15 protein-coding genes are annotated in these 21988 nt (G+C 68.8%); 10 read left to right on the top strand and 5 right to left on the bottom strand.

Translation table 11 applies throughout. The features are described 5' to 3' along the window. Positions 1-316 precede the first annotated feature (316 nt). The 7 genes from AC1RLU_RS19990 to trxA all read left to right on the top strand — a co-directional run bounded on the left by AC1RLU_RS19990 (position 317) and on the right by trxA (position 12824). Positions 317-2797: a sensor histidine kinase gene (locus AC1RLU_RS19990; RefSeq protein WP_492797760.1), complete on the top strand. Its 2481-nt coding sequence runs from the start codon at positions 317-319 to the stop codon at positions 2795-2797. Beyond that, a complete protein-coding gene (tsaE, locus tag AC1RLU_RS19985) occupies positions 2794-4350 on the top strand; it encodes a tRNA (adenosine(37)-N6)-threonylcarbamoyltransferase complex ATPase subunit type 1 TsaE (protein ID WP_492797758.1) in 1557 nt (518 codons plus the stop codon). Before AC1RLU_RS19990 ends, tsaE begins: the two co-directional genes overlap by 4 nt. Positions 4351-4414: 64 nt before the next feature. Further along, complete coding sequence (locus AC1RLU_RS19980; RefSeq protein ID WP_492798212.1) at positions 4415-5122, top strand: nucleotidyltransferase family protein; 708 nt, start codon at positions 4415-4417, stop codon at positions 5120-5122. Beyond that, positions 5115-8222 (top strand): double-strand break repair protein AddB, encoded by a 3108-nt coding sequence (addB, locus tag AC1RLU_RS19975; protein ID WP_492797756.1) that lies wholly within the window; start codon positions 5115-5117, stop codon positions 8220-8222. The genes AC1RLU_RS19980 and addB overlap by 8 nt, the downstream gene beginning before the upstream one ends. Next, positions 8219-11731 (top strand): double-strand break repair helicase AddA, encoded by a 3513-nt coding sequence (gene addA, locus AC1RLU_RS19970; RefSeq protein WP_492797755.1) that lies wholly within the window; start codon positions 8219-8221, stop codon positions 11729-11731. The genes addB and addA overlap by 4 nt, the downstream gene beginning before the upstream one ends. Beyond that, on the top strand, positions 11728-12387 hold the full coding sequence (locus AC1RLU_RS19965) for a DUF1345 domain-containing protein (RefSeq protein ID WP_061971780.1): 660 nt from the start codon (positions 11728-11730) through the stop codon (positions 12385-12387). Before addA ends, AC1RLU_RS19965 begins: the two co-directional genes overlap by 4 nt. A 116-nt stretch (positions 12388-12503) precedes the next feature. Continuing rightward, the gene (gene trxA / locus AC1RLU_RS19960) at positions 12504-12824 is read left to right on the top strand and encodes a thioredoxin (protein WP_061971781.1); all 321 of its coding nucleotides are present in this window, start codon (positions 12504-12506) and stop codon (positions 12822-12824) included. A gap of 77 nt (positions 12825-12901) precedes the next feature. Here the strand turns inward: trxA and AC1RLU_RS19955 are convergent, their stop codons facing one another. Beyond that, a complete protein-coding gene (locus tag AC1RLU_RS19955; RefSeq protein ID WP_061971783.1) occupies positions 12902-13288 on the bottom strand; it encodes a DoxX family protein in 387 nt (128 codons plus the stop codon). 258 nt (positions 13289-13546) lie between these two features. Here AC1RLU_RS19955 and AC1RLU_RS19950 point away from each other — a divergent pair, with 258 nt between their 5' ends. Continuing rightward, positions 13547-15709, top strand: a complete 2163-nt coding sequence (locus tag AC1RLU_RS19950) for a transglycosylase domain-containing protein (protein WP_061971785.1) — start codon at positions 13547-13549, stop codon at positions 15707-15709. 64 nt (positions 15710-15773) lie between these two features. On the opposite strand, the gene AC1RLU_RS19945 is transcribed toward AC1RLU_RS19950, so the two are convergent. The 3 genes from AC1RLU_RS19945 to AC1RLU_RS19935 are packed head-to-tail and all read right to left on the bottom strand — an operon-like array spanning position 15774 to position 18876. After that, positions 15774-16970: a multidrug effflux MFS transporter gene (locus tag AC1RLU_RS19945; protein ID WP_492797753.1), complete on the bottom strand. Its 1197-nt coding sequence runs from the start codon at positions 16968-16970 to the stop codon at positions 15774-15776. 56 nt (positions 16971-17026) lie between these two features. Further along, on the bottom strand, positions 17027-17695 hold the full coding sequence (locus AC1RLU_RS19940; protein WP_492797752.1) for a glutathione S-transferase family protein: 669 nt from the start codon (positions 17693-17695) through the stop codon (positions 17027-17029). Further along, positions 17692-18876: a diaminopropionate ammonia-lyase gene (locus AC1RLU_RS19935; RefSeq protein WP_492797750.1), complete on the bottom strand. Its 1185-nt coding sequence runs from the start codon at positions 18874-18876 to the stop codon at positions 17692-17694. Before AC1RLU_RS19935 ends, AC1RLU_RS19940 begins: the two co-directional genes overlap by 4 nt. Positions 18877-18979: 103 nt before the next feature. Here AC1RLU_RS19935 and AC1RLU_RS19930 point away from each other — a divergent pair, with 103 nt between their 5' ends. Both AC1RLU_RS19930 and AC1RLU_RS19925 read left to right on the top strand, forming a co-directional pair. Continuing rightward, positions 18980-19459: an Lrp/AsnC family transcriptional regulator gene (locus AC1RLU_RS19930; RefSeq protein ID WP_113586306.1), complete on the top strand. Its 480-nt coding sequence runs from the start codon at positions 18980-18982 to the stop codon at positions 19457-19459. A gap of 115 nt (positions 19460-19574) precedes the next feature. Then, positions 19575-21365, top strand: a complete 1791-nt coding sequence (locus tag AC1RLU_RS19925; RefSeq protein WP_061971886.1) for a chloride channel protein — start codon at positions 19575-19577, stop codon at positions 21363-21365. Positions 21366-21374: 9 nt separating this feature from the next. On the opposite strand, the gene AC1RLU_RS19920 is transcribed toward AC1RLU_RS19925, so the two are convergent. Next, a complete protein-coding gene (locus tag AC1RLU_RS19920) occupies positions 21375-21860 on the bottom strand; it encodes a haloacid dehalogenase (protein WP_492798211.1) in 486 nt (161 codons plus the stop codon). Between the last annotated feature and the right edge of the window lie 128 nt (positions 21861-21988).

Raw genomic sequence — 21988 nt, 5'->3', positions numbered from 1 at the left:
GACACTACAAATTGTGCCTCGTCGGCTAACGGCATCTACTGCTTGACGATCTCCGGCAATGTGCCGGCTCGGCCGGCAAATCGAACGATTTACCTGCCATTAAGCACTTCCTGACGGACTCCACCGATGATTAGAGTGGGGCTGATTCGGCCGCCGCGATGCGCGGGCCGGATCGAAAGCTCTGACGTGATTGGCGTGGTGGCGAGCGTGGATCGGCCCCTCCGGAGATGGCAGCCCTGCCAGCTCCCCCGGCCGATTCCGACGGGCCCGATGGACAGGGCGGCTCAAGGCCGCCGGAGAGACGACGGACGCAGGGATGACACGGGCGAGGCGACAGGAGCGAGATGGCGGCTGGCGACCGCGCGCATTGCTGCCCGCGCTGGCGGCAGCGTCGGTCATCGTTCCGACCATGGCGCGCAGCGAGTGGCTGGCACCCGTACCCTTCGATACCATGGGCTCGGGCGGGCTTTCGCTGGTCCTGGCGGGCCTGACCGTCTTCGCCACGACGACATCGCTGATCTATGTGCGCGAGCGGACGCGCTGGCAGAAGCGCGAGGCCAAGCTCGCGGCCGATCTCGAAGCGGCGCGCAGCCACCAGGAGCGGCTCTCGATCCTGCTCGCGGCCGATCCGCAGGTGGTGGTGAGCTGGAAGGGCCGTGATGCCGAGCCCATCTTCGAGGGCGACAGCGGCTTCCTCGGAGCTCCCGGTGCGACGCTCGCTTTGGCTTATGGCAGCTGGGCGCCGCCGGTCGACGCCAAGCGTCTGGAACTCGCGACCGATGCGCTGAAGCAGCGCGGCGAGGCCTTCAATTTCACGCTCCGCAGCAAGGCGGGGCCTTTCATCGACGTCGAGGGCCGGCCCGTCGCCGGGCGCGCGGTGATCCGCTTCCGCGAGGTCACGGGCGAGCGGGCCGAGGTCATGACCCTGCGCGGCGAGCTCGAACGCGTGACCGTGGGCCATGCGGCGCTTTCGAGCCTGCTCGCCGGGCTGCCGCATCCCGCCTGGATGCGCAATGCCGATGGCCGCCTCACCTGGGTCAACGCCGCCTATGCCCGTGCGGTCGAAGCTGCCGATCCGTCCGTGGTCGCGAAGAACGGCCTCGAACTGCTCGACCGCACCGAGCGCGATGCCGCCTCGCGGGCGCGCCGGGAAGGCGCGACCTTCGCCCTGCGGGCGCCAGCCGTCGTCTCAGGACAGCGGCGCACGCTCGACATCATGGAACTGCCGACCGCGACCGGATATGCCGGCTTCGCCACCGACATGAGCGAACTCGAGGCGGTCCGGGCCGATCTCCAGCGCCAGATGGACGCCCATGTCCGCACGCTCGATCGGCTCAAGACGGCGGTCGCCGTCTTCGACGGCACCCAGCGCCTCGTCTACCGCAATTCCGGCTTCGATGCGCTCTGGTCGCTGGAAGCGGGCTTCCTCGACGGTCAGCCGACCGATGGCGAGATTCTCGACAAGCTGCGCGCCGAGCGGCGCCTGCCCGAGCTCGGCGATTACCGCAGCTGGAAGGCGGCGGCGCAGGCCGCCTATACCGCGACGCGCGCCAGCGAGGACTGGTGGTATCTGCCGGACGGGCGCACCGTCCATGTCGTCGCCAGCCCGAATCCGCAGGGCGGCGTCACTTATCTCTATGACGACGTCACCGAGCGCTTCACGCTGGAATCGCGCTTCAACGCCCTGTCCCGCACCCAGCGCGAGACGCTCGACTCGCTGCGCGAAGGCGTCGCGGTGTTCGGCTCGGACGGGCGGCTCAAGCTCTCCAACCCGGCCTTCGCCCAATCCTGGCGCATCCAGGGTGGCGACCTCGCGGCCAGCGCGCCGCATATCGATGAGGTCATCCGGCTCTGCCGGCCGCTCTTCCCGCAGGACGAGGTCTGGAGCGAATTGCACAGCGTCGTCACCGGCGTCCGTGATGCGCGCGAGGATTACAGCAGCCGCATCGAGCGGCGCGACGGCACGGTGCTCGACATGGCCGCAGCGCCCCTGCCGGATGGCGCGACACTGATCTCCTTCGCCGACGTCACGGCCAGCGTGAATGTCGAGAGGGCGCTGACCGAGAAGAACGAGGCGCTGGAGACGATCTCGCGGCTGCGCGAGGATTTCGTCCACCATGTCTCCTACGAACTGCGCTCGCCGTTGACCAACATCATCGGCTTCGCGCAGTTGCTCGGCACCGAGACGGTCGGCGCGCTCAATGACAAGCAGCGCGACTACACCTCCCACATCGTCCGCTCCTCCGGCGCACTGCTCGCCATCATCAACGACATCCTCGACCTCGCCACCATCGACAACGGCGCGCTGACGCTCGAAATCCAGGATGTCGACGTCGCCGACACCATCGCCCAGGCGGCGGCCGGGCTGCACGACCGGCTGACCGACACCAAGCTCGACCTCAAGGTCGAGATCGATCCGCGCACCGGCCCGCTGCGGGCCGACGGCAAGCGCCTGCGCCAGGTGTTGTTCAACCTGCTCTCCAACGCCATCGGCTTCTCCTCCGCCGGCCAGACCGTGACGGTGAACGCGACGCGCACAGGCGGGGACATCCGCATCACGGTTGTCGATCAGGGCCGTGGCATCCCGGCCGAGGTGGTGGAAAAGGTGTTCGAGCGCTTCGAGAGCCATTCGCTCGGCTCCAGCCATCGCGGCGTCGGACTGGGATTGTCCATCGTCCGCTCGATCGTCGAATTGCATGGCGGCCATGTCGAGCTCGATTCCGTGCCCGGCCGCGGCACGCGGGTGACGGCCGTCTTCCCGGCACAGGGCGTGCCGCTCTCGGATGCCGCCGAATGACCGAAGAAGCCCGCAAGGCGGGGACGCACCGGCTTCTGCTTGCGGACGAGGCGGCGACGCTGCGCCTCGCTGCCGATATCGCCGCCATCCTCAAGCCTGGCGACATCGTCGCGCTCTCCGGCCATCTCGGTTCCGGCAAATCGTTCCTGGCGCGCGCCATCCTGCGCGAGCTCGCCGACGATCCGGCGCTGGAGGCGCCGAGCCCGACCTTCACCCTGGTCCAGAGCTACGAGACGGGCCATGGCACGGTGTTGCATGCCGATCTCTACCGCGTGCGCTCGCCCGACGAACTCGACGATATCGGGCTGGTCGAGGATATCGATCGCCTGATCATGCTGGTCGAGTGGCCTGACCGGGCCGGTACGCGCCTGCCGGCGGCCCGCCGCATCGACATCGTGCTCGATGTCGACCCCGATAATCCGGAAACCGGCCGCATCGCCGATCTTTCGGGCGGTGTCCTCTGGAAGCAGCGCGTGGCCATTGCGGTGGCATCGCGCCGCCTCCTCGACGATGCCGGCTGGGGCGAGGCCCGCCGCGACTTCATGCTCGGTGACGCCTCGACGCGCGCCTATGAGCGCCTGACCCGGCCGAGCGGCGAGACCGCGGTGCTGATGATCTCGCCGCCGCGGCCCGACGGTCCCCCGGTCCGGCTCGGCAAGCCCTATAGCGCGCTCGCCCATCTCGCCGAGACGATCGAGGCCTTCGTCGCGATGGATCGCGGCCTGCGTTCGCTCGGCTATTCGGCGCCGCAGATCTTGGCGCAGGATCTGACGACCGGCCTGCTGGTGATCGAGGATCTGGGGGCTGAGGGCGTGATCGATGCCGAGCGCCGCCCGATCGCCGAGCGCTACGAGGCTACGGCGCAGCTCCTCGCCGATCTGCATCGCCACACCCTGCCGACGATCCTGCCGGTGGCGGAGGGGCGCGACCACACGCTGCCGCCATACGACCGCCAGGCGCTCGCCATCGAGACCGAGCTGATCCTCGAATGGTATGCGCCGCATATCGCCGGCGTGACGCTTCCCGCCGTTACCCAGGCCGAGTTCGCGCGCATCTGGAGCAAGCTCTTCGACGAGATCCTCGCGGCGCCCCAGACCTGGACGATGCGCGACGTGCACTCGCCCAACCTGATTTGGCTGGAGCAGCGCCAGGGCCATGCCCGCCTCGGCCTGATCGACTTCCAGGATGCGGTGCTCGGCCATCCCGCCTATGATCTGGTCTCGCTCGGCCAGGATGCCCGCATCGACGTCCCCGCCTCGCTGGAACTGCGCTTGCTCGCGGCCTATGGCGCGGCGCGGCGCGGCGATGCCCCCGATTTCGATCTCGCCGGTTTCGCCCGCGCCTATGCGATCCTCGGCGCCCAGCGCAGCACCAAGATCGCCGGCATCTTCGCTCGGCTCGACAAGCGCGACGGCAAGCCCGACTATCTGAAGCATCTGCCGCGCGTCGAAGGCTATCTGCGCCGCAACCTCGAGCATCCTGCCTTGGAAGAGCTCAAGGCCTGGTACCAGGCGCATATGCCGAAGCTGTTCGAGACCGGCGCGACGGACTAGTCTTAAGCCGATCACTACGGAGATTCGCGTGACCACAACCGCTTCGCCGCCGATCCGCCGGGCGATGGTGCTGGCGGCCGGGCTCGGGCAGCGCATGCGCCCGATCACCGACACGCTGCCGAAGCCGCTGGTCAGGATCGGCGGCAAGGCGATGCTCGACCATATGCTCGACCGGCTGGCCGAGGCCGGCGTTGAGGAAGCGGTCGTCAACGTCCACCATCTCGCCGGACAGGTCGAAACGCATCTCGTGGATCGCACCCGCCCCCGCATCACCATCTCGGACGAACGCGCGGAGCTGCTGGAGACCGGCGGCGGCGTCCGGAAGGCGCTGCCGTTGCTGGGTGCCGCGCCCTTCTTCCACGTCAATTCCGATGCGCTCTGGCGCGAGACCGGCCAGCCCGCGATGAAGGCGATGGCCACGGCCTGGGACCCCGCGCGGATGGACATGTTGCTCCTGCTCGCCGATCGCGAAACCAGCCTCGGCTTCGATGGCGCCGGCGATTTTGTCCTCGCCGATGACGACCGCCTGTCCCGCCGGGGCAGCGCCGCGAGCGCACCTTACGTCTATGCCGGCGTCGCGATCCTGAAGCCGGAGCTCTTTGCCGATACGCCGGAAGGGCCGTTCTCGCTCAACCTGCTCTTCGACCGTGCCATCGCGCGCGGCCGCCTGTTCGGCGAGCGGCTGGAAGGCCGCTGGCTGCATGTCGGCACGCCCGAGGCGATCGCGCCGGCCGAGGCCGTGTTCGCCGCCGCCCAGCCGGTCGATGCCTGAGCTCAACCTGTTCAGCATCCCGGCCGGCGCCCCCTTCTTGGAGGTGCTGGCGCAGGCGATGCTCGACGGGCGGCTGGGCCCGGTCCACGACCCCGCCGATCCCGCGGCGATGGCGCGCGCGACACTCTACCTGCCGACGCGCCGCGCCGCCCGCGCCTTCGCCACGATCCTCGCCGGAAAGCTCGGCGGTCGGCCGCTGCTACTGCCGCGCATCGTCCCGCTCGGCGATGTCGACGAAGCCGAAACGGCGTTGATCGGGGCCGGTGCCTGGGCAGAAGAACGCGTCTCTCCGATCGCCCCGCTCGAACGCCGCATGCTGCTGACGCGGCTGGTCGATGCCTGGGGCCGCACGGCCAATCGCAACCATCTCAAGCTCGATCCGGCCGAGCCCGCGCTGGTGCCGGCGACGCTGGCCGAGGCCTATGGGCTCGCCGGCGATCTCGCGGCCCTGCTCGACCAGATGCAGACCGAAGGCGTTTCGGTCGAACGACTCGCCTCGCTCGATGCCGCCCGTTTCGATCGCGTCTGGCAGCTCAATGCCGGCTTCCTCGCCATTCTCGGCGAGGCCTGGCCCGAAATCCTCGTCGAGCGCGGCGCCTGCGATCCGGCCGCCTTCCGCAACCGCATGCTTGCGGCCGAGCGCGACAGGCTCATCGGCGGCGGGGCGAGCGGGCCGATCATCGCCGCCGGCTCGACCGGTACGGTTCCGGCCACGGCACGGCTGCTTGCGGCCATCGCCCGGCTCCCGAACGGAGCGGTGGTCCTGCCCGGCATCGATCTCGGGCTGGAGCAGCGGGCCTGGGATGCGATCGCGAAGGAGCCGGCCCATTCGCATCCGCAGGCTGCCCTGCATCACCTGATGGAGACCCTCGAAGCGGATCGCGACGATGTTCGCGAGCTGGCGCAGCCCGCCGCCGCACGCGAAGCCCGCGCCGCGCTGCTGCGCGAGGCGATGCTGCCCGCTTCGGTCACAGAACTCTGGTCTGATGTCGGCGCGCGCATCCCGGAAGCGATGGCGGCGGAAGGCTTCGAGGGCCTGCGCGTCGTCGAAGCCGCAGATGAGCGCGAGGAGGCGCTGATAGTCGCCATTGCCTTGCGCGAGACATTGGAACGGCCCGGCGCTCATGCGGCTTTGGTGACGCCGGATCGCGGCCTTGCCGAGCGCGTCGCCGTCGAGCTCAAGCGCTGGGGTGTCGAGGTCGACGATTCCGCCGGCCTGCCGCTGGGGCGTTGGCCGGCCGGTTCGCTGCTGCGCCTGATCCTCGAAGCGGTACTGGCCGAGATGGCGCCGGTCGCGCTTGTACCGTTGCTCGCCCACCCGCTCTGCCGGCTCAGCCTCGGGAAGGCGGCGCTGACACACGGCGCTGCCGCGCTCGATATCGGGACATGGCGCGGGCAGGCGGTGGGCCAGGGGATGCCGGGACTGGAAGTCGCGCTCGCAAACTGGGAGGCGATCCGCAAAAGCGGGCACGTTCCGCGTCCGCGCGCCCGGCTGGCGGCGGAGGACCAGGCGGCCGCCGCTGCCGTATTGCGTGGACTCGGGGCAGCAAGCGCATCCTTGCGCGAGGCATTCGCCGCCGCGACGCCGTCATTGGCCACCGTCGTCGCAGCAGCGCGCGAAGCTGTCACCGCCTTCAGCCAGAGCGAGGCGGGCACGCCGCTCGCCTTCGTCGGGCCGGATGGCGAGGCCCTGTCAGGGCTCTTCGACGAACTCGCCGCCGCCGAGGCCGTCATGCCGCCGGATGGCACGGCGCGGGATTTCGTCGCCATCCTCGACGGGCTGCTGGCCGAGACCGTGGTCAAGCGTGCAACGCCCGGCTATCCGCGCGTCGCGATCTGGGGGCTGCTCGAAGCGCGCCTGCTGGAGGCCGACCATGTCGTGCTCGGCGGGCTCAACGAGACCGTCTGGCCGCCGCAGACCACGACCGATTCCTTCATAAACCGGCCGATGCGGGCCGAGCTCGGCCTGTCGCCGCCGGAGCGGCGCGTCGGCCAGACTGCGCATGACTTCGTCATGGCCGCTCTGGCGCCGCAGGTGACGCTGACGCGCCCCCGCAAGGCCGGCGAGGCCGAGACCATCGCTTCGCGCTTCTGGCAGCGCCTGCAGGCGGTGACGCCGCAGCCGGTCTGGGCGAAGGCCGTGGACGAGGGGGCGAAGCTGCGGGCTTTGGCCGGTGTCCTGAGCGCTCCCGCCGATGCCAGGCCGATCGCCCGTCCGGCGCCGCGCCCGCCACGCAATCTCCAGCCGCTCTCGCTCAGCGTTACCGAGGTCGAGACGCTGTATCGCGACCCCTACCAGATCCATGCCCGCAAGATCCTGAAGCTCGACGCGCTCGATGATCTCGTGGCGGACCCGACCGCGCAGGATCGCGGCAAGCTCTTGCACGGCATCGTCGAGGAATTCACCACGACCTATCCCGAAGGGCTGCCGGCGGATGCGCTCGGCCAATTGGTCGAGATCGGCGCCCGGCTCTTCCGTGCCTATGACGACGTGCCGGAGGTCAAGGCCTTCTGGTGGCCGCGCTTCCTGCTGACGGCTGGCCATTTCATCCGCTGGGAGGAGCGCCGACGCGGCGATATCGGCCGCATCGGCGTCGAGCTCTTCACGGCCGCGAGCTTCCCGCTCGCCGATGGCAGCGAATTCCGCTTGAGCGGCAAGGCCGACCGGATCGAGCTGACGCGGACACCTTCGCTGCGCATCGTCGATTTCAAGACGGGTGTGCCGCCCTCCAAGAAGCAGGTCGAGAAGGGCTTTGCACCGCAATTGACGCTGGAAGCCGATCTGGCTGCGCGCGCCGGCTTCAAGGGGCTGGCCGGGCCGCTGCCGGTCGACGACGTGCTCTATATCAAGCTCCACCACGATCCCAAGAGCTGGGGAACGAGCGCGCCGCTCAAGTTCGGTGACGAGTCTTTGGCCGATGTCGCCGCGCTTCATCTCGAGCGCCTGCTCGAATATCTCGGCGCCCTTCGCTCGGGCCGCGAGCCCTTCGTCTCGCGCCGCGCGCCCGACTATATCCGCTATGCCAGCCCCTATGACCATCTCGCTCGCGTGAAGGAATGGTCGGCGGCGCCCGGTGGCGACGAGGGGGGCGAGGCATGAGGCCCGGCTGGATCGTCCCGTCGCTGACCAACCAGCGCCAGGCGCAGGCCGCCGATCCCGGCCTTTCCGCCTGGGTCTCGGCCAATGCCGGCTCGGGCAAGACCCATGTGCTGGTCAACCGCGTGCTCAGGCTGCTGCTCGACGATGTCCCGCCCGGCCGGATGCTCTGCATCACCTATACCAAGGCGGCGGCCGCCAATATGGAGAACCGCATCTTCAGGGCGCTGGGGGGATGGGCGACACTCCCCGACGAGGCGTTGGGGCGCGAGCTGGCAAATCTCACGGGTCAGGTGCCGACGATGGCCGAGCGGGCCAAGGCCCGCCGCCTCTTCGCGCAGGCGCTGGAGACGCCGGGCGGCTTGCGCATCGAGACCATCCACGCCTTCTGCACGCGGGTGCTGCAGGCTGCCCCGTTCGAGGCGAATGTGCCGCCCCGTTTCGAGGTCGCCGATGATCTGGCGCAGGCCGAGATGCTGCGCGCCGCACGCCGCGAGTTGCTTGCCCTCGTCGCGGCCGAGCCGAGCGGGCCGGAGGCGCACGCGCTCGACCTGCTCGCAAGACTCGCAGCGCAGGACAGCTTCGAGACCATGTTCCAGGAGGCTTTGCGCCAACGCGCCCTATTCAGCGACGAGAACGGCCGCGCTCGTGACGCTGGGGCAGTGAAGGCCAGCATCGCGGTCTTCCTCGGCGTCACGCCGGACCTGTCGGCCGATGCGATCAAGACACGCTTCCGCGCCGACCTCGCAGCACTGCCGGGGCTGCATCCTCTTATCGAAGCTCTCCAGACTGGCAGCGACACACGCCAGACCTTTGCCGGCAATCTACGGACCTTGCTGGCCGGCGGTGACGATGGCGACCCGATTGCATATTGCGGTGAGGGCCTGCTCACGAAGCCCGATAAAAAGAAGCCAGAGAGAACGATAAAGAACCACATTCGCGGCACGGGTAAGTCCACATACGAAGGTGTGCTTCTATCTACGCTAGAAGCACTAGCTGCATGTGTTCTGAGTGCCGCCGAGCAATTGAACGCCGTCGCCATCCGCGACCGCAGCGCGGCGCTCGCTTTGCTGGTGACGCGCATGCTCGCCTCCTACCAGCGCCAGAAGAGCCTGCGCTCGCTGCTCGACTATGACGATCTGATCGCACGCACGCGCTCGCTGCTGGAGCGGGTCGAGGCGGCCTGGGTGCTGTACAAGCTCGATGCCGGCATCGACCACATCCTGCTCGACGAGGCGCAGGACACCGGCGAGGCGCAATGGGCGATCCTGCGCAAGCTTGCCGAGGAGTTCACCAGCGGCGGCGATCTCCGGGCGAAGCCGCGCACCATCTTCGTCGTCGGCGACGAGAAGCAGTCGATCTACGGCTTCCAGGGCGCCGCTCCCGCAGCCTTCGGCGAGGAGCGCCGGGCGCTCGAGACGCGGGTTACGGCCGCGAAACAGGATTTCGAGGCGATCAGCCTCAACACCTCCTTCCGCTCGGCGCCGGACATCATGCAGGCAGTCGATGCCGTCTTCGCCCTGCCCGAGCACGCGCGCGGCCTCGTCTTCGACGGCGCGGCGCGGCCGGAAATCCACGATACGGTCCGTCGCAACGCACCCGGAACCGTCGATATCTGGCCGCTCGCCGCGAACGATACCGGCGAGCCGCCCGATGCCTGGACGACGCCGGTCGACGCACCCGAGCGGCGCAGCGGCACGGTGAAGCTCGCCGAGCGCATCGCCCGCACCTTGCGGCGCTGGCACGACGCCGGCCGCGACGATCTCGGCCATCCCTTCGCGGCGGGCGACGTCATGATCCTGCTGCGCCAGCGCGGTGCGCTGTTCGAGGCGATCGTCAAGGCGTTGAAGGATGCCGGCGTCCCAGTCGCCGGCCGCGATCGTTTGACGCTGGCCGAGCATCCGGCGGTGGAGGATCTCGTGGTGCTCGGCCGCGCCCTGCTGCTGCCCGACGATGACCTGACGCTCGCCACCGCGCTCAAGACGCCCTTGATCGATCTCGACGACGACGATCTTCTGCGCCTTGCGCCGAACCGCAAGAGCTCGCTGCGTGCCGCCCTGCAGGCGGCGGCGGCCGAGGAACCGCGCTACGCCGCTGCCGAGGCGAAACTCATCCACTGGACGCGGGAGGCGGGGCGCTGCGGGCCGTTCCGCTTCTTCGCCGACCTGCTTGGCCCCGGCGGCGGGCGCAATCTCGCCCTGGCCCGGCTCGGTGCCGAGTCCGGCGACGCGCTCGATGCCTTCCTCAACGCCGCGCTCGATCACGAGCGCCGCTACGGCCCCTCGCTCGCCGGTTTCCTCCAGCATGTCGCCGGCAGCGCCGCCGATGTGAAACGCGATCTCTCGGCCAGCGCCGGTGAGGTCCGCGTCATGACCGTGCATGGTTCGAAGGGGCTGGAGGCGAAGATCGTCATCCTCGCCGATCTCGGGCCTGAGCCCGGTGCGAGGCGCCTGCCGAAGATCCTGGCCGTGCCGTCGCCCCATGGTGAGCTCGTGCCGCTCTGGCCACCCGCCGCCGCGGAGGACGTATCGGCCACCGCTGCGGCCAAGGCCGTGGTGGTCGCGCAGATGGTCGAGGAGCATCATCGCCTGCTCTATGTCGCGATGACCCGCGCCGAGGACCGGTTGATCGTCTGCGGCGTGCAAGCCAAGGGCGAGGCGCCGCCTGGAAGCTGGTACGCGATGATCGAGCAGGGGCTGATGCGGTCGGAAGCTGGTCTGAAGCCGATCGGCGACGGCGACGAGGCGACGCTGCGCTTCATGATCTCCGCGCCGTCGTCGGCAGAAGAGGAGACCGGCCGGATACACGGAGAGGCCGTGCCTTCCGCCGTGCCGTCCTGGCTGTCCGAGCGGGTCGCGCGCGAAGCCGAACCCTTGCCGCCGCTGAAGCCGTCGAGCGCGCTTGCCGCGGCTGATGGCGAGGAGCGGCCGGGCGACGGTCCTTTCCTCGCCGAAGCGGCGGCGGCCGGCCGGCTGGCGCATTTGCTCCTGCAGGTCCTGCCGGGCGTTCCCGAGGCGCGTCGCCCGGCGACGGCGGCGGCCCTGGCGCAGGCGCGCGGCGGAGCCCTGCCGCCCGAAAGGCGGGCAACCATCGTCACGGACGCCCTGCACCTGCTGGCCGCCCCGGCGCTGGCCGGGCTCTTCGCCCCGGATGCCCTGGCGGAAGTCCCCGTCGCGGGTTCGATCCGCCTGGCGGATGGCGCGGCGCGGGCCGTATCCGGGCGGATCGACCGGTTGGCGGTGACCGCCGAGAGCGTCGTCGTCGCCGATTTCAAGACCACGGCCCGGCCCCCGCGCGAGGCCGATGCGATCCCGGTCACGACGATCGCCCAGCTTGCCGCCTATGCCGCGCTGATGCGGGAGATCTATCCGGGGCGGGAGGTTCGGGCTCTGGTGATCTATACGGCGAGCCTCGCCTGTTTCGAACTGGAGGCCGACCGCCTCGACGCCGCGCTCGCGGCCCTGGCAGCCGGTGAGGAAGCCGCTTCCGCCGAGGGATCGTTCCCGCCATGAAATTCGTGCCGCATTCCCTCGCCCTGCGCCCGCGTCTGCTGATCGCTCTGGCCGCGGGAGCCTTGCTCGCGATGCTGTTGCCGGGCGACTGGCGCTGGGCGACGCGCCTGCTGGTCGCCTGGGATGCCGGCGCCGTCCTCTATCTCGGCCTGCTGGCAGCGACGATGTTCACGGAGACGGTCGATCAGATTCGGGCGCGGGCGGAGCAGCAGGACGAGGGCGCCGTCGCCATCCTCGTCATATCCTGCCTCGCGGCGACGGCGAGCCTTGCGGCCATCGCGGTCCAGCTCACGGGCATCGGGGCGGTGCCGGCGGCTGAGCGCGGCGCCCATCTCGCGCTCGGCGGCGTCACGATCCTGTGTTCCTGGACGTTGCTGCACGCCTTCTTCACCCTGCACTATGCCGGCATCTATTATCGCGGCGGCAAGACCGAGCCCTGCCTCGATTTTCCCGGCAGCGGCACGCCGAACTATGTCGATTTCCTGTATTTCTCCTGCACGATCGGCTGCACCTCGCAGACCTCGGATGTCGGCGTGACCACGCGCCGCGCGCGCGGCGTCGTGCTCGTGCATTCGATCCTGGCCTTCGTCTTCAACACCTCTATCCTGGCGATGGCGATCAATGTCGGGGCGAGCCTGGTCTCGGGAGGGTCGTGACGCGCCGGCCTCACCTCCGCCCTGCGGTGCACGCGCCTTGACCGGAGGGGCCGGCGTTCATAGCTTCGCTGGCGAAGGGCGACGATGCCGCCCATGGATTCGAAAGGCAGCCAGTCATGGCAACGAGCAAGGTAACCGACGCGAGCTTCGAGGCCGATGTCCTGAAGTCGTCCGAGCCGGTCGTGGTGGATTTCTGGGCGGAATGGTGCGGTCCCTGCCGCATGATCGGCCCGGCGCTCGAGGAAATCGCGACCGAGCTCGGCGGCAAGGTCAAGATCGTCAAGATGAATGTCGACGAGAACCAGCAGATTCCGGCTCAGTTCGGCATCCGCTCGATCCCGACGCTGATGCTGTTCAAGGACGGCAAGCTCGCCTCCCAGAAGGTCGGCGCCGCCCCCAAGAGCGATCTCTCGCGCTGGATCTCCGCGGCGGTCTGATCCGCCTGCTTCAGACATGAAAAAAGGCCCGCTTCCGATAAGGAGGCGGGCCTTTCGTCGTCATGCGCCGTCGAATGTCAGTTCTTGCGGGAATCGAGCGCGAAGGCGCCGGGGCCAGCGGTCGCGATGTAGAGGAAGATGAAGCAGAACAGCATTGCCGCCTCGCCGCCGTTCAGCAGCGGATAGAAGCCCTTCGAGCCATGGGCCATCCAGTAGGCGACGGCCATCAGGCCGGAGAGAACGAAGGCGGCTGGCCGGGTGAAGAACCCGACGAGGACGAGCGCGCCGCCGACGATCTCGATCACGCCGGCGGTCCAGGGCAGGCTCATGGCGGAGGGCAGGCCCCAGGACGGAGCAGCCGGGAAGCCGAACAGCTTCTGCGTGCCGTGCGAGATGAAGCTCAGCGCGGCGAAGATGCGAAGCAGGCCGAGTGCATAGGGCTGGAAGCGCGACAGAAACTGCATGCGGTGGTCCTTGGTTGGGGAGAACTGCGGATGGCTCAGGTGTTCCAGTTCCGGGTTCTAGGCGAGCCCCCTGAATTTGCGCAATATCCGATTTGATGACGATTTCGTTTGCGTGTTTGCAAGTTCGATCACGTTTGCGCGACGGCTGTGTCCGTGCCGCCGCAGTGCACGCTTTACGAACCCTTAAAAGCGCCATGTTTGAATCCTGTGTGACCTGACCGCATTGCGACGCGGCATGGCGGCCGAAAACGGGGCAGGATGAACGACCGGATTGCACGAGGCGAGCGGCGCGAGCCCTCCTTTGGATATGAGCGTGGCGAAGGCCATGTGGACGGTGACATGCGCCTTTCTCCAGACGATCGCCCTTCGCGTTTCCGGAATGCTCCGGCACAGCCCGAGCCGAGCCGACAGCTCCGCAACCCGCCCAAGCGCGGCAACAAGCGTAGCGGTGGCGGCGGTGGGGGCAAGCGCCGTGGCCGACATCGCCGCCGCTCGTTCCTGGGCGGGCTGTTCTACTGGACGATGGTGCTCGGCCTCTGGTGCGTTATCGGCCTTGGCGGGCTCATCGCCTATCACGCGTCGCAATTGCCGCCGATCGACCAGCTCACCGTGCCGAAGCGGCCGCCGAACATCGCGATCCTCGCCGCCGACGGCTCGCTTCTCGCCAATCGCGGCGAGACCGGTGGGCGCACCGTCACCATCGGCGAGATCCCGCCCTATCTGCCGCGGGCCTTCGTCGCGATCGAGGACCGGCGCTTCTACGAGCATTTCGGCATCGATCCGATCGGCATCACCCGCGCGCTCGTCACCAACCTGCGCGGGCGCGGCGTGGCGCAGGGCGGCTCGACCTTGACCCAGCAGCTCGCCAAGAACCTGTTCCTGACGCAGGAGCGTACCGCCGCCCGCAAGATCCAGGAGGCGATCCTGGCGCTCTGGCTGGAGCGCACCTACACCAAGGACCAGATCCTCGAGCTCTACCTGAACCGCGTCTATTTCGGCTCCGGCGCCTATGGCGTCGAGGCTGCCGCCCAGCGCTATTTCAACAAGTCGGCGCGCTCGGTGACGATCGCGGAGGCGGCGATGCTGGCCGGCCTCGTCCAGGCGCCGTCGCGCCTGGCGCCCAACCGCAATCCCGAGGCGGCCGAGAAGCGCGCCCAGCTCGTCATCGCCGCGATGGCCGACCAGGGCTTCATCACGCAGGCCGCGGCCAAGACCGCGCTGACGGCGCCGGCCGAGGTGCCGGAGCGCGTCGGGGCGGGCTCGGTCAACTACGCCGCCGACTACGTCATGGACGTGCTCGACGATTTCATTGGCGCGGTCGACGGCGATGTCACCGTCCTCACCACGATCGATTCGAAATTGCAGGCGTCGGCCGAGACGATCCTGGTCGATGCGCTGTCCGCGCAGGGCGCCAAGCTGAACGCGTCTCAGGGCGCGGTCGTCTCGCTCGCGCCCGACGGGGCGATCCGCGCCCTGATCGGCGGCCGCGACTATACCAAGAGCCAGTTCAACCGCGCCACGGCGGCGCGCCGCCAGCCGGGCTCGTCCTTCAAGCCCCTCGTCTATCTCACGGCGATGGAGAAGGGCCTGACCCCCGACACCATCCGCGACGACGCCCCGGTCTCGATCAAGGGCTGGGAGCCGGAGAATTATTCGCGCAACTATCGCGGCCCGGTGACGCTGGCGACGGCGATGCAGCATTCGCTCAACACGGTCGCCGCGCGGCTGATCCAGGAGGTGACGCCCAAGGAGGTCGTCCGCACCGCCCAGCGCCTCGGCATCTCCTCGGCCCTGCAGCCGAACCTGTCGCTGGCGCTCGGCACCTCGGAGGTGACGCCGCTGGAGATGACCGCGGCCTACGCGACCTTCGCCAATGGCGGTCAGTCGGTGCTGCCCTATGTCATCCGCGAGGTGCGCCAGACCACTGGCAAGGTCGTGTATGCCCGCAAGGCAACGAGCCTCGGCCAGGTCATCCAGCCGCAATATCTCGCGATGATGGATACGATGTTCACCGGCGTGATGAACGGCGGCACCGGCAGCAAGTTCAACATCCCGGGCTGGCAGGTCGGCGGCAAGTCCGGCACGACGCAGGATTACGGCGACGCCTGGTTCGTCGGCTTCACCGCCAAGCTCGTTACCGCCGTCTGGGTCGGCAACGACGACAATTCGAAGATGAAGCGCGTCACCGGCAGCGGCCTGCCCGGCGAGATCTGGGGCAAGTACATGAAGGCCGCCCATGCCGGAGCGCAGCCGATTCCGTTGCCCGGTGGCTTCTGGCAGGGCGCGCCGCGGCCGCTCGATCTGGGCGCGCCGGTCGCCGAGGCCCGCCAGCCGGAGGCGCCCCCGCCGACCAGCGACCGGGCCTGGGTGCCGCCGGCGCCGCAGGAGAAGAACTTCTTCGAGCGGCTCTTCGGCGGCTGACGAACCCTGTCGTCATTCCCGGGCTTGATCCCGAGATACTCTTGCTGGGCGAGAAGCGGGTCCTTTAGCTCTTCGCCGCGCGGATGCCCCGCGTCGCGCGGAACAGGACGAGGGCGGCGACGCCCAGCGCCGACATCACCAGTGGCAGCGGCAGCGCCGCGTTCTTCAGGAGATGCCCGACGAGCAGCCCGACGCAGGCCGAGAGCAGCATCTGGCACAGCCCGTTGAAGGAGGAGGCCGCACCCGCCCGATCCGGGAAGGGCATCATCGCCGAGGCCTGGGCTTGCGGCATGGTCAGCCCGACGCCGCAGGCATAGAGCGCCATCGGCACGACGACGCCGGCAGGCCCGCCGAATCCGGTGAGCACCCCGACCAGCATGGCGAGCCCGCCGCCGGCGAGGCAGGCGACGCCGATGGCGATGACCCCGTCCATGCCGCGCCGTCCGACCAGCCGCTGGGCGATGATCGTGCCGGTGATGTAGCCGAGCACGCCGAAGCCGAAGGAGAAGCCGTATTCGACCGGCGTCAGCCCGTAGACGCCGATCAGCACGAAGGACGAGCCTGAGATGAAGGCGAACAGCCCGGCATAGGCCAGCGCCGTCAGCGCGACATAGACGCGGAAGGCGCGGTTGTGCAGCAGCGTGCCGAACCCCTTGAAGATGCTGACAAGCGAGAGCGGCTGCGGCGAGCGCGCCCGCAGCGTCTCCGGCATCACGGTGATGATGACCACGGCGAGCACCAGCGCGAAGGCGAGCGAGGCGAGGAAGGTCGAGCGCCAGCCGAAGGCGACCTGCAGCACCCCGCCGATCACCGGTGCGACCGCTGGCACCAGCCCCATGATCATGCCCATCCGGGCGAGTTCGCGGCCGGCGCGCGGCCCGTCATAGAGATCGCGCACCATGGCGCGGCCGAGCACGATCGGCCCGGACGCGCCGAGCGCCTGGAAGGCTCGCGCCAGCGTCAGCGCGCCGATCGAGGGTGCGAAGGCACAAGCCAGCGTCGCGATTCCGAACAGGGCAAGGCCCGCGAGCAGCACCGGCCGGCGTCCAAGTCGATCCGAAAGCGGCCCCCAGAAGATCTGTCCGGCGGCGAAGCCGAACAGGAACGAGGAGAGCGTCGCCTGCGCGCCCGCCACATCCGTCTCCATCACCCGCGCGATCTCGGGCAGGGAGGGCAGGTAGAAATCGGTCGAGAGAGGCCCTAGCGCCGTCAGCATGGCGAGGATGGCGGTCATCGCCAGCGTATCGGGACGAAGCTTCATGCACGGCCTCCGGCGCAGCCGGAAGGGCCGCGCTGCCCTGCTACGACGTCAGCCGGTCATCCGGCAATGGCCCGGGCCCCCGGCCGATCCTGCGTCTCGCCGTGATAGGCGGTCGCCCGCATCGAGGGGCGCGCCGAGAACGCCTCATGCCAGCGCGTCAGCCTCGGCCGTCCGATCCGGAAATCCGGGAGGTCGCGGAATTCGAGCCAGGCGAGCGCCGTCGCCAGGCCGATATGGCCGATATGGACGGGCTCGTCGAAGCTTTCGCTGCGTTCCAGCAGGTCGAAGGATTCGACGAGCTTCGCGGTCTGTCCCTCGCTCAAGGGCGGATAGCGCAGGTGCTCCGGCCGTCGCAACGTCTCCCAGCGCAAAGCGATGCCGGCATCGCAGAGCCCCTGCGCGATCGCATGCAGGCGCAAAGCCTGCCAACGGGCCTTGCCCTCGGCCGGGATCAATCGACGGCCGTCATGAAGCCCGTCGAGATAGTCGCAGATCACCAGCGAGTCGAAGATCGCGCCGGCTTCCGGCGTGATCAGTACCGGCACCTTGCCGAGCGGATTGACCGCGAAGACCTCGGGGTTGCGATTGGTCGGGCTCGTCTCCTGATCGATGATGTCGAGGCGGTCGGCGACCCCCGCCTCATGCGCGAAGACGATGGTCTTGCGCGCATAGGGCGAATGGCTCTGCGAATGCAGCGTTAATCGCTCGCTGGGCGGCAAGCTCACGCGACGTCCTCCGGCTTGAGGCCGACGAGTTCGGTATAGCGCGCGGGGTCGGTCGCTCCTTCGGTATTGACGAGGAAGACGCGGGACTTGCTGTCGAGCTTCAGCGCTGCGCGGGCCTGCGGGTCGCGCAGTGCTGCCAGCAAGCCGGCCAACCCCGCCCCGCCGCTTTCGCCGGCGACGATGGCGGGGTCACCTGCGACGGGGCGCGCAAGCCGGTTCATCGCCTCGACGGCATCGGAATCCTCGGCCGTCATGAAGGCATCGGCGGCGCGGTAAAGCACGCGCAGCGCCAATGGCGAGGGATCGTAGCATTCGAGCATCGCCATCACGGTCGGCGCGCCATGCGGGATCTTGCCGGGCTTGCCGTTCTTGGCCGCCTCGAAGATGCAGGCGGCGCGCGACGGCTCGACCACCGTGAAGAACGGCCGCTCATCGCCAAAGCTCGTCTGCATCTGGGCGGCGAGCGCGGCCGCGATGCCGCCGACGCCGGCCTGCACGAAGACATGGCTCGGCCGCTCCGGTATCTGCGCCAGCCCCTCGCGGGCGATGGCGGTGTAGCCCTGCATGACGAGGCCGGGGATGCGCTCATAGCCGTCCCAGGAGGTGTCGGAGACGATGGTCCAGCCGCGCTCGGTCGCGACACGCGCCGCCTCGACCACGGAATCGTCATAGGTGCCGTCGACGCGCACCATCTCCGCGCCGAAGCGGGCGATCGCCGCGACGCGCTCGTCGCTGACGCCGCCATGGACGAAGATCACGGCCTTCGCGCCGAGCAGTTGCGCGCCCTGCGCCACCGACCGTCCATGGTTGCCGTCGGTCGCGCAGGCGAAGGTCATGCCGGTCGCCGCCTCGCGAACGGCGGGATCGTTCATGTCGGCATCGCTCAAGCGGCGCCCGAGCTTTTCGGACGCGGCTTCCAGCGCGAGCCGGATCACCGCGTAGGCGCCGCCGAGCGCCTTGAAGCTGCCCAGCCCGAGGCGCTGGCCCTCGTCCTTGATGGAAAGCGCGCCGATGCCGAGCGCGGCGGCGAGGCCCGGCAGGCTGTGCAGCGGCGTCGGCACATGGTTCGGCCGCACCGCCAGATGCGCCGCAATTGCATCGGCACCGGCCGGCCCCAGCGTCGCGACATCCTCCGGATGCAGGGCCGAGCGGTAATCCGGGTGATGGTTGAGCAGGAACATGGCGGCCTCGTCTGGCTGATTGCCTGAATGGATATTGCATCCCAGGTGAAAAAGGCGCTGGATTTGTCCCATGTCCTTGCAAGTTTCTTTCTCGGGATGAGGCATGGCCGAACCGACCGCTCATCAACTCGACGCTTTCGACCGTGCGATCCTTGCGATCCTCCAGCAGGATAACACCACGCCCCAGCGGGTGATCGGCGAGCGCGTCAATCTGTCGGCGCCGGCCGTGCAGCGCCGCATCCGCCGGATGGAGGCGACGGGTGTCATCCAGGCCAATGTCGCGGTCGTCGATCCCGCCGCGCTCGGCCATCCGATCACGCTCTTCGTCGAGATCGAGCTGGTCAGCGAGACGGCCCCCGATATCGATGCGGCCAAGAGCGCTTTCCTCGCCGCGCCGGAGGTGCAGCAATGCTATTACGTCACCGGGGAGGTCGATTTCATGCTGGTCGTGCTGGTGCCGAGCATGGCGGCCTATGAGGCCCTGACGCGGCGCCTCTTCTTCGCTGATCCCAATATCCGCAAGTTCCGCTCCTTTGTCGCCATGGACCGGGTCAAGACCGGTCTCGCGGTGCCAATTTCGTAGCCGCCCTGCGGCTCAGGCGGGGCCGCTATCGCCGAGCCGTCTTGTTCCGGCCGCTGCGATATGCGACCGCGGACGGACGTGACGAACGAGCCTGACGGGCCTTGCCGTGATCACCGTGAAAGCCACCGAAACGCCGGCCGGGACAGGCGATGCGCCGCAGGGCTGGCGCGCGCTCGTCCGCTCCAGCGAAATCGGTATCGTGGTACTGGCCTGTGTGGTCGGCGTCCTCGCGGGGCTCGTCGTGCTGGCGATGTCCTTCACGACGCAGCTCCTGCATGAGATGATCTTCGGGTTGCCGCATACGCAGCGGCTCTCGATCACGACCACGATCCCGCCCTGGCGCGCACTTGCCGGACCAGTTCTCGGCGGCCTCGTCATCGGCTGCGCCTCCTGGCTGTTCTTCCGCCGCCGCAAGCAGCCGATCGATCCGATCGAGGCCAATGCCCTGCATGGCGGGCGCATGTCCTTCCGCGACAGCGTCTTCGTCGCGCTGCAGACGATGGGCTCCAGTGGTGCGGGTGCCTCGGTTGGACTCGAAGCCGGCTACACGCAGGCGGCGAGCGGGCTCGCCTCGCATATCGGCCGGCGCCTGCGCCTGCGCCGCGCGGATATGCGCCTGATGGTCGGCTGCGCTGCCGGGGGCGCCATCGGCGCGGCCTTCGATGCGCCCCTGACCGGCGCCTTCTATGCCTTCGAACTGATCCTCGGCAGCTATTCGATCGCGGCCTTCGTGCCGGTGATGGCCGCGACCTTCATGGCGACGGTGACCCACAGCGTACTCGCGCCCGCATTGCTCGCGGTCGAGGTGCCGCCGATCGGGTCGATCACGGTGGCGGATTTGCCGCTCGTCGTCATGCTCGGCGCCGCCTGCGGGCTCGTCGGCATCGTCGTGATGCGCGCCGCCGCCTTCGTCGAGGCGGGGTTCAGGCGCTCGCGGATCCCGACCTGGCTGCGGCCTGCTTTCGGCGGCCTCGTCGTCGGCGCGCTGGCGGTCTGGAACCCTTCCGTCTTTTCGGCCGGCCACGGCGCGATCAATCTCTATCTCGGCATCGATGCCAGCCTCATGCTGTTCGCGCTGGTGCTCGTCGCCAAGGCGCTGGCCTCCTCGGTCTCGATCGGCTCGGGCTTTCGCGGCGGCCTGTTCTTCGCCTCGCTCCTGCTCGGCGTGCTGACGGGCCGCCTCTTCATCGGCGTGCTGACGCTCGCCTTTCCCAACCTCGCCGGGCACGAGACGCTGTTCGCGCTGGTCGGGATGAGCTCGCTTGCGGTCTCGATCGTCGGCGGCCCGATGACGATGACGCTGCTCGCGCTCGAGATGACCGGCGATCTCAAGCTGACGCTTGCCGTGGTCGGTGCGGCCGGCGCGGCCTCGCTGGTGACGCGCCGCCTCTTCGGCTTCTCCTTCGCGACCTGGCGCTTCCACCTGCGCGGCGAAAGCATCCGCGGCGCCCATGATGTCGGCTGGATGCGCGATCTCACGGCCGGCAGCATGATGCGCATCGAGGTGCCGAAGATCGCGGCCGATGCCACCATTGCCGAAGCGCGGCTGAAATACCCGCCTGGCTCGACCAGCTATCTCGTCGCCGTCGGCCCGGGCGATGCCTATGCCGGCATGGTGCCGCCCGGTGCGCTCTACGAGCCCGATCCGGCATTGGACGAGGAGGCGGCAGCGGAGCCCGCCCCCCGCACCGTTCGCCATCTCCTGCGCAACACGGATCGGATGCTGCTCGCCGACATGTCGGTGCGCGACACGCTGAAGCTGTTCAATGAGGCGGAAAGCGAGGCCTTGCCGGTCGTCGCCGATCGCGACAGCCGCCGCCTTGTCGGCATCCTCAGCGAGGCGCATGCGATCAAGCGCTACAGCGACGAGGTCAGCCGCCGCAATCGCGAATTGACCGGAGAATAGCCGGAAGGCTCAGGCTGAACGTAGTGCGACGCTCGCCACGACCTGCCAGTCGGCGATCGGCACATCCTGTCCGGAGGTCACGATGCCCACGCGGTCGAAGCGGATGGCGCGCCCGGCGAGGCGGGCGTTGATCTCGGCGATGGCTGCAGCCTTCGCACCCGCCTCGACCTCCCCATAGAGCAGCGAGACATGCGGCATGAAGCTCGCGAAGCCGCTGGGATCGAGCGACTGCTTCAGCTTCGCCAAAGCGGGCGAGACGGCGAAGCGGGCATAGAACGAGCGGAAATAGGCGTCGCTGCCTTCGACGACGGAGACCGGCTCCGCGAAGGCCTCGACCGCCCCGGCGGCCGCGGTGATCGCCTGCCTCAGCAGCTCGGGCGTCGTCTCGGTGTCGCCCTGCAATGTCAGATGCGGGGCGAAGAGCGGCGTGCCGAAACGGCCCGACAGCTCGCCGATGATTCCGGCCAGCATCGCTTCGTCCGCAGGCGCCGGCATCAGCCAGAGAGAATGAATCCGCACTGTCATCCGAGTTTCACAAAGCTCTTGCATAGACTGCGCCCCGTGCGTAACGTTTATTTCAACTGAGCCGGCGATGGAAGAAATATTCCATTGTCAGGCGATAA

Source organism: Allobosea sp. GW822-FHT05A11 (genome assembly GCF_058800455.1).
This window is presented reverse-complemented; position numbering and strand designations above follow the sequence as displayed.

Coding starts and splice junctions, on each gene's coding strand:
- addA (WP_492797755.1), top strand. CDS start 8,219: ATGAGGCCCGGCTGGATCGTCCCGTCGCTGACCAACCAGCGCCAGGCG.
- AC1RLU_RS19965 (WP_061971780.1), top strand. CDS start 11,728: ATGAAATTCGTGCCGCATTCCCTCGCCCTGCGCCCGCGTCTGCTGATC.
- trxA (WP_061971781.1), top strand. CDS start 12,504: ATGGCAACGAGCAAGGTAACCGACGCGAGCTTCGAGGCCGATGTCCTG.
- AC1RLU_RS19955 (WP_061971783.1), bottom strand. CDS start 13,288: ATGCAGTTTCTGTCGCGCTTCCAGCCCTATGCACTCGGCCTGCTTCGC.
- AC1RLU_RS19945 (WP_492797753.1), bottom strand. CDS start 16,970: ATGAAGCTTCGTCCCGATACGCTGGCGATGACCGCCATCCTCGCCATG.
- AC1RLU_RS19935 (WP_492797750.1), bottom strand. CDS start 18,876: ATGTTCCTGCTCAACCATCACCCGGATTACCGCTCGGCCCTGCATCCG.
- tsaE (WP_492797758.1), top strand. CDS start 2,794: ATGACCGAAGAAGCCCGCAAGGCGGGGACGCACCGGCTTCTGCTTGCG.
- AC1RLU_RS19980 (WP_492798212.1), top strand. CDS start 4,415: ATGGTGCTGGCGGCCGGGCTCGGGCAGCGCATGCGCCCGATCACCGAC.
- AC1RLU_RS19990 (WP_492797760.1), top strand. CDS start 317: ATGACACGGGCGAGGCGACAGGAGCGAGATGGCGGCTGGCGACCGCGC.
- AC1RLU_RS19930 (WP_113586306.1), top strand. CDS start 18,980: ATGGCCGAACCGACCGCTCATCAACTCGACGCTTTCGACCGTGCGATC.
- AC1RLU_RS19920 (WP_492798211.1), bottom strand. CDS start 21,860: ATGCCGGCGCCTGCGGACGAAGCGATGCTGGCCGGAATCATCGGCGAG.
- addB (WP_492797756.1), top strand. CDS start 5,115: ATGCCTGAGCTCAACCTGTTCAGCATCCCGGCCGGCGCCCCCTTCTTG.
- AC1RLU_RS19950 (WP_061971785.1), top strand. CDS start 13,547: ATGAACGACCGGATTGCACGAGGCGAGCGGCGCGAGCCCTCCTTTGGA.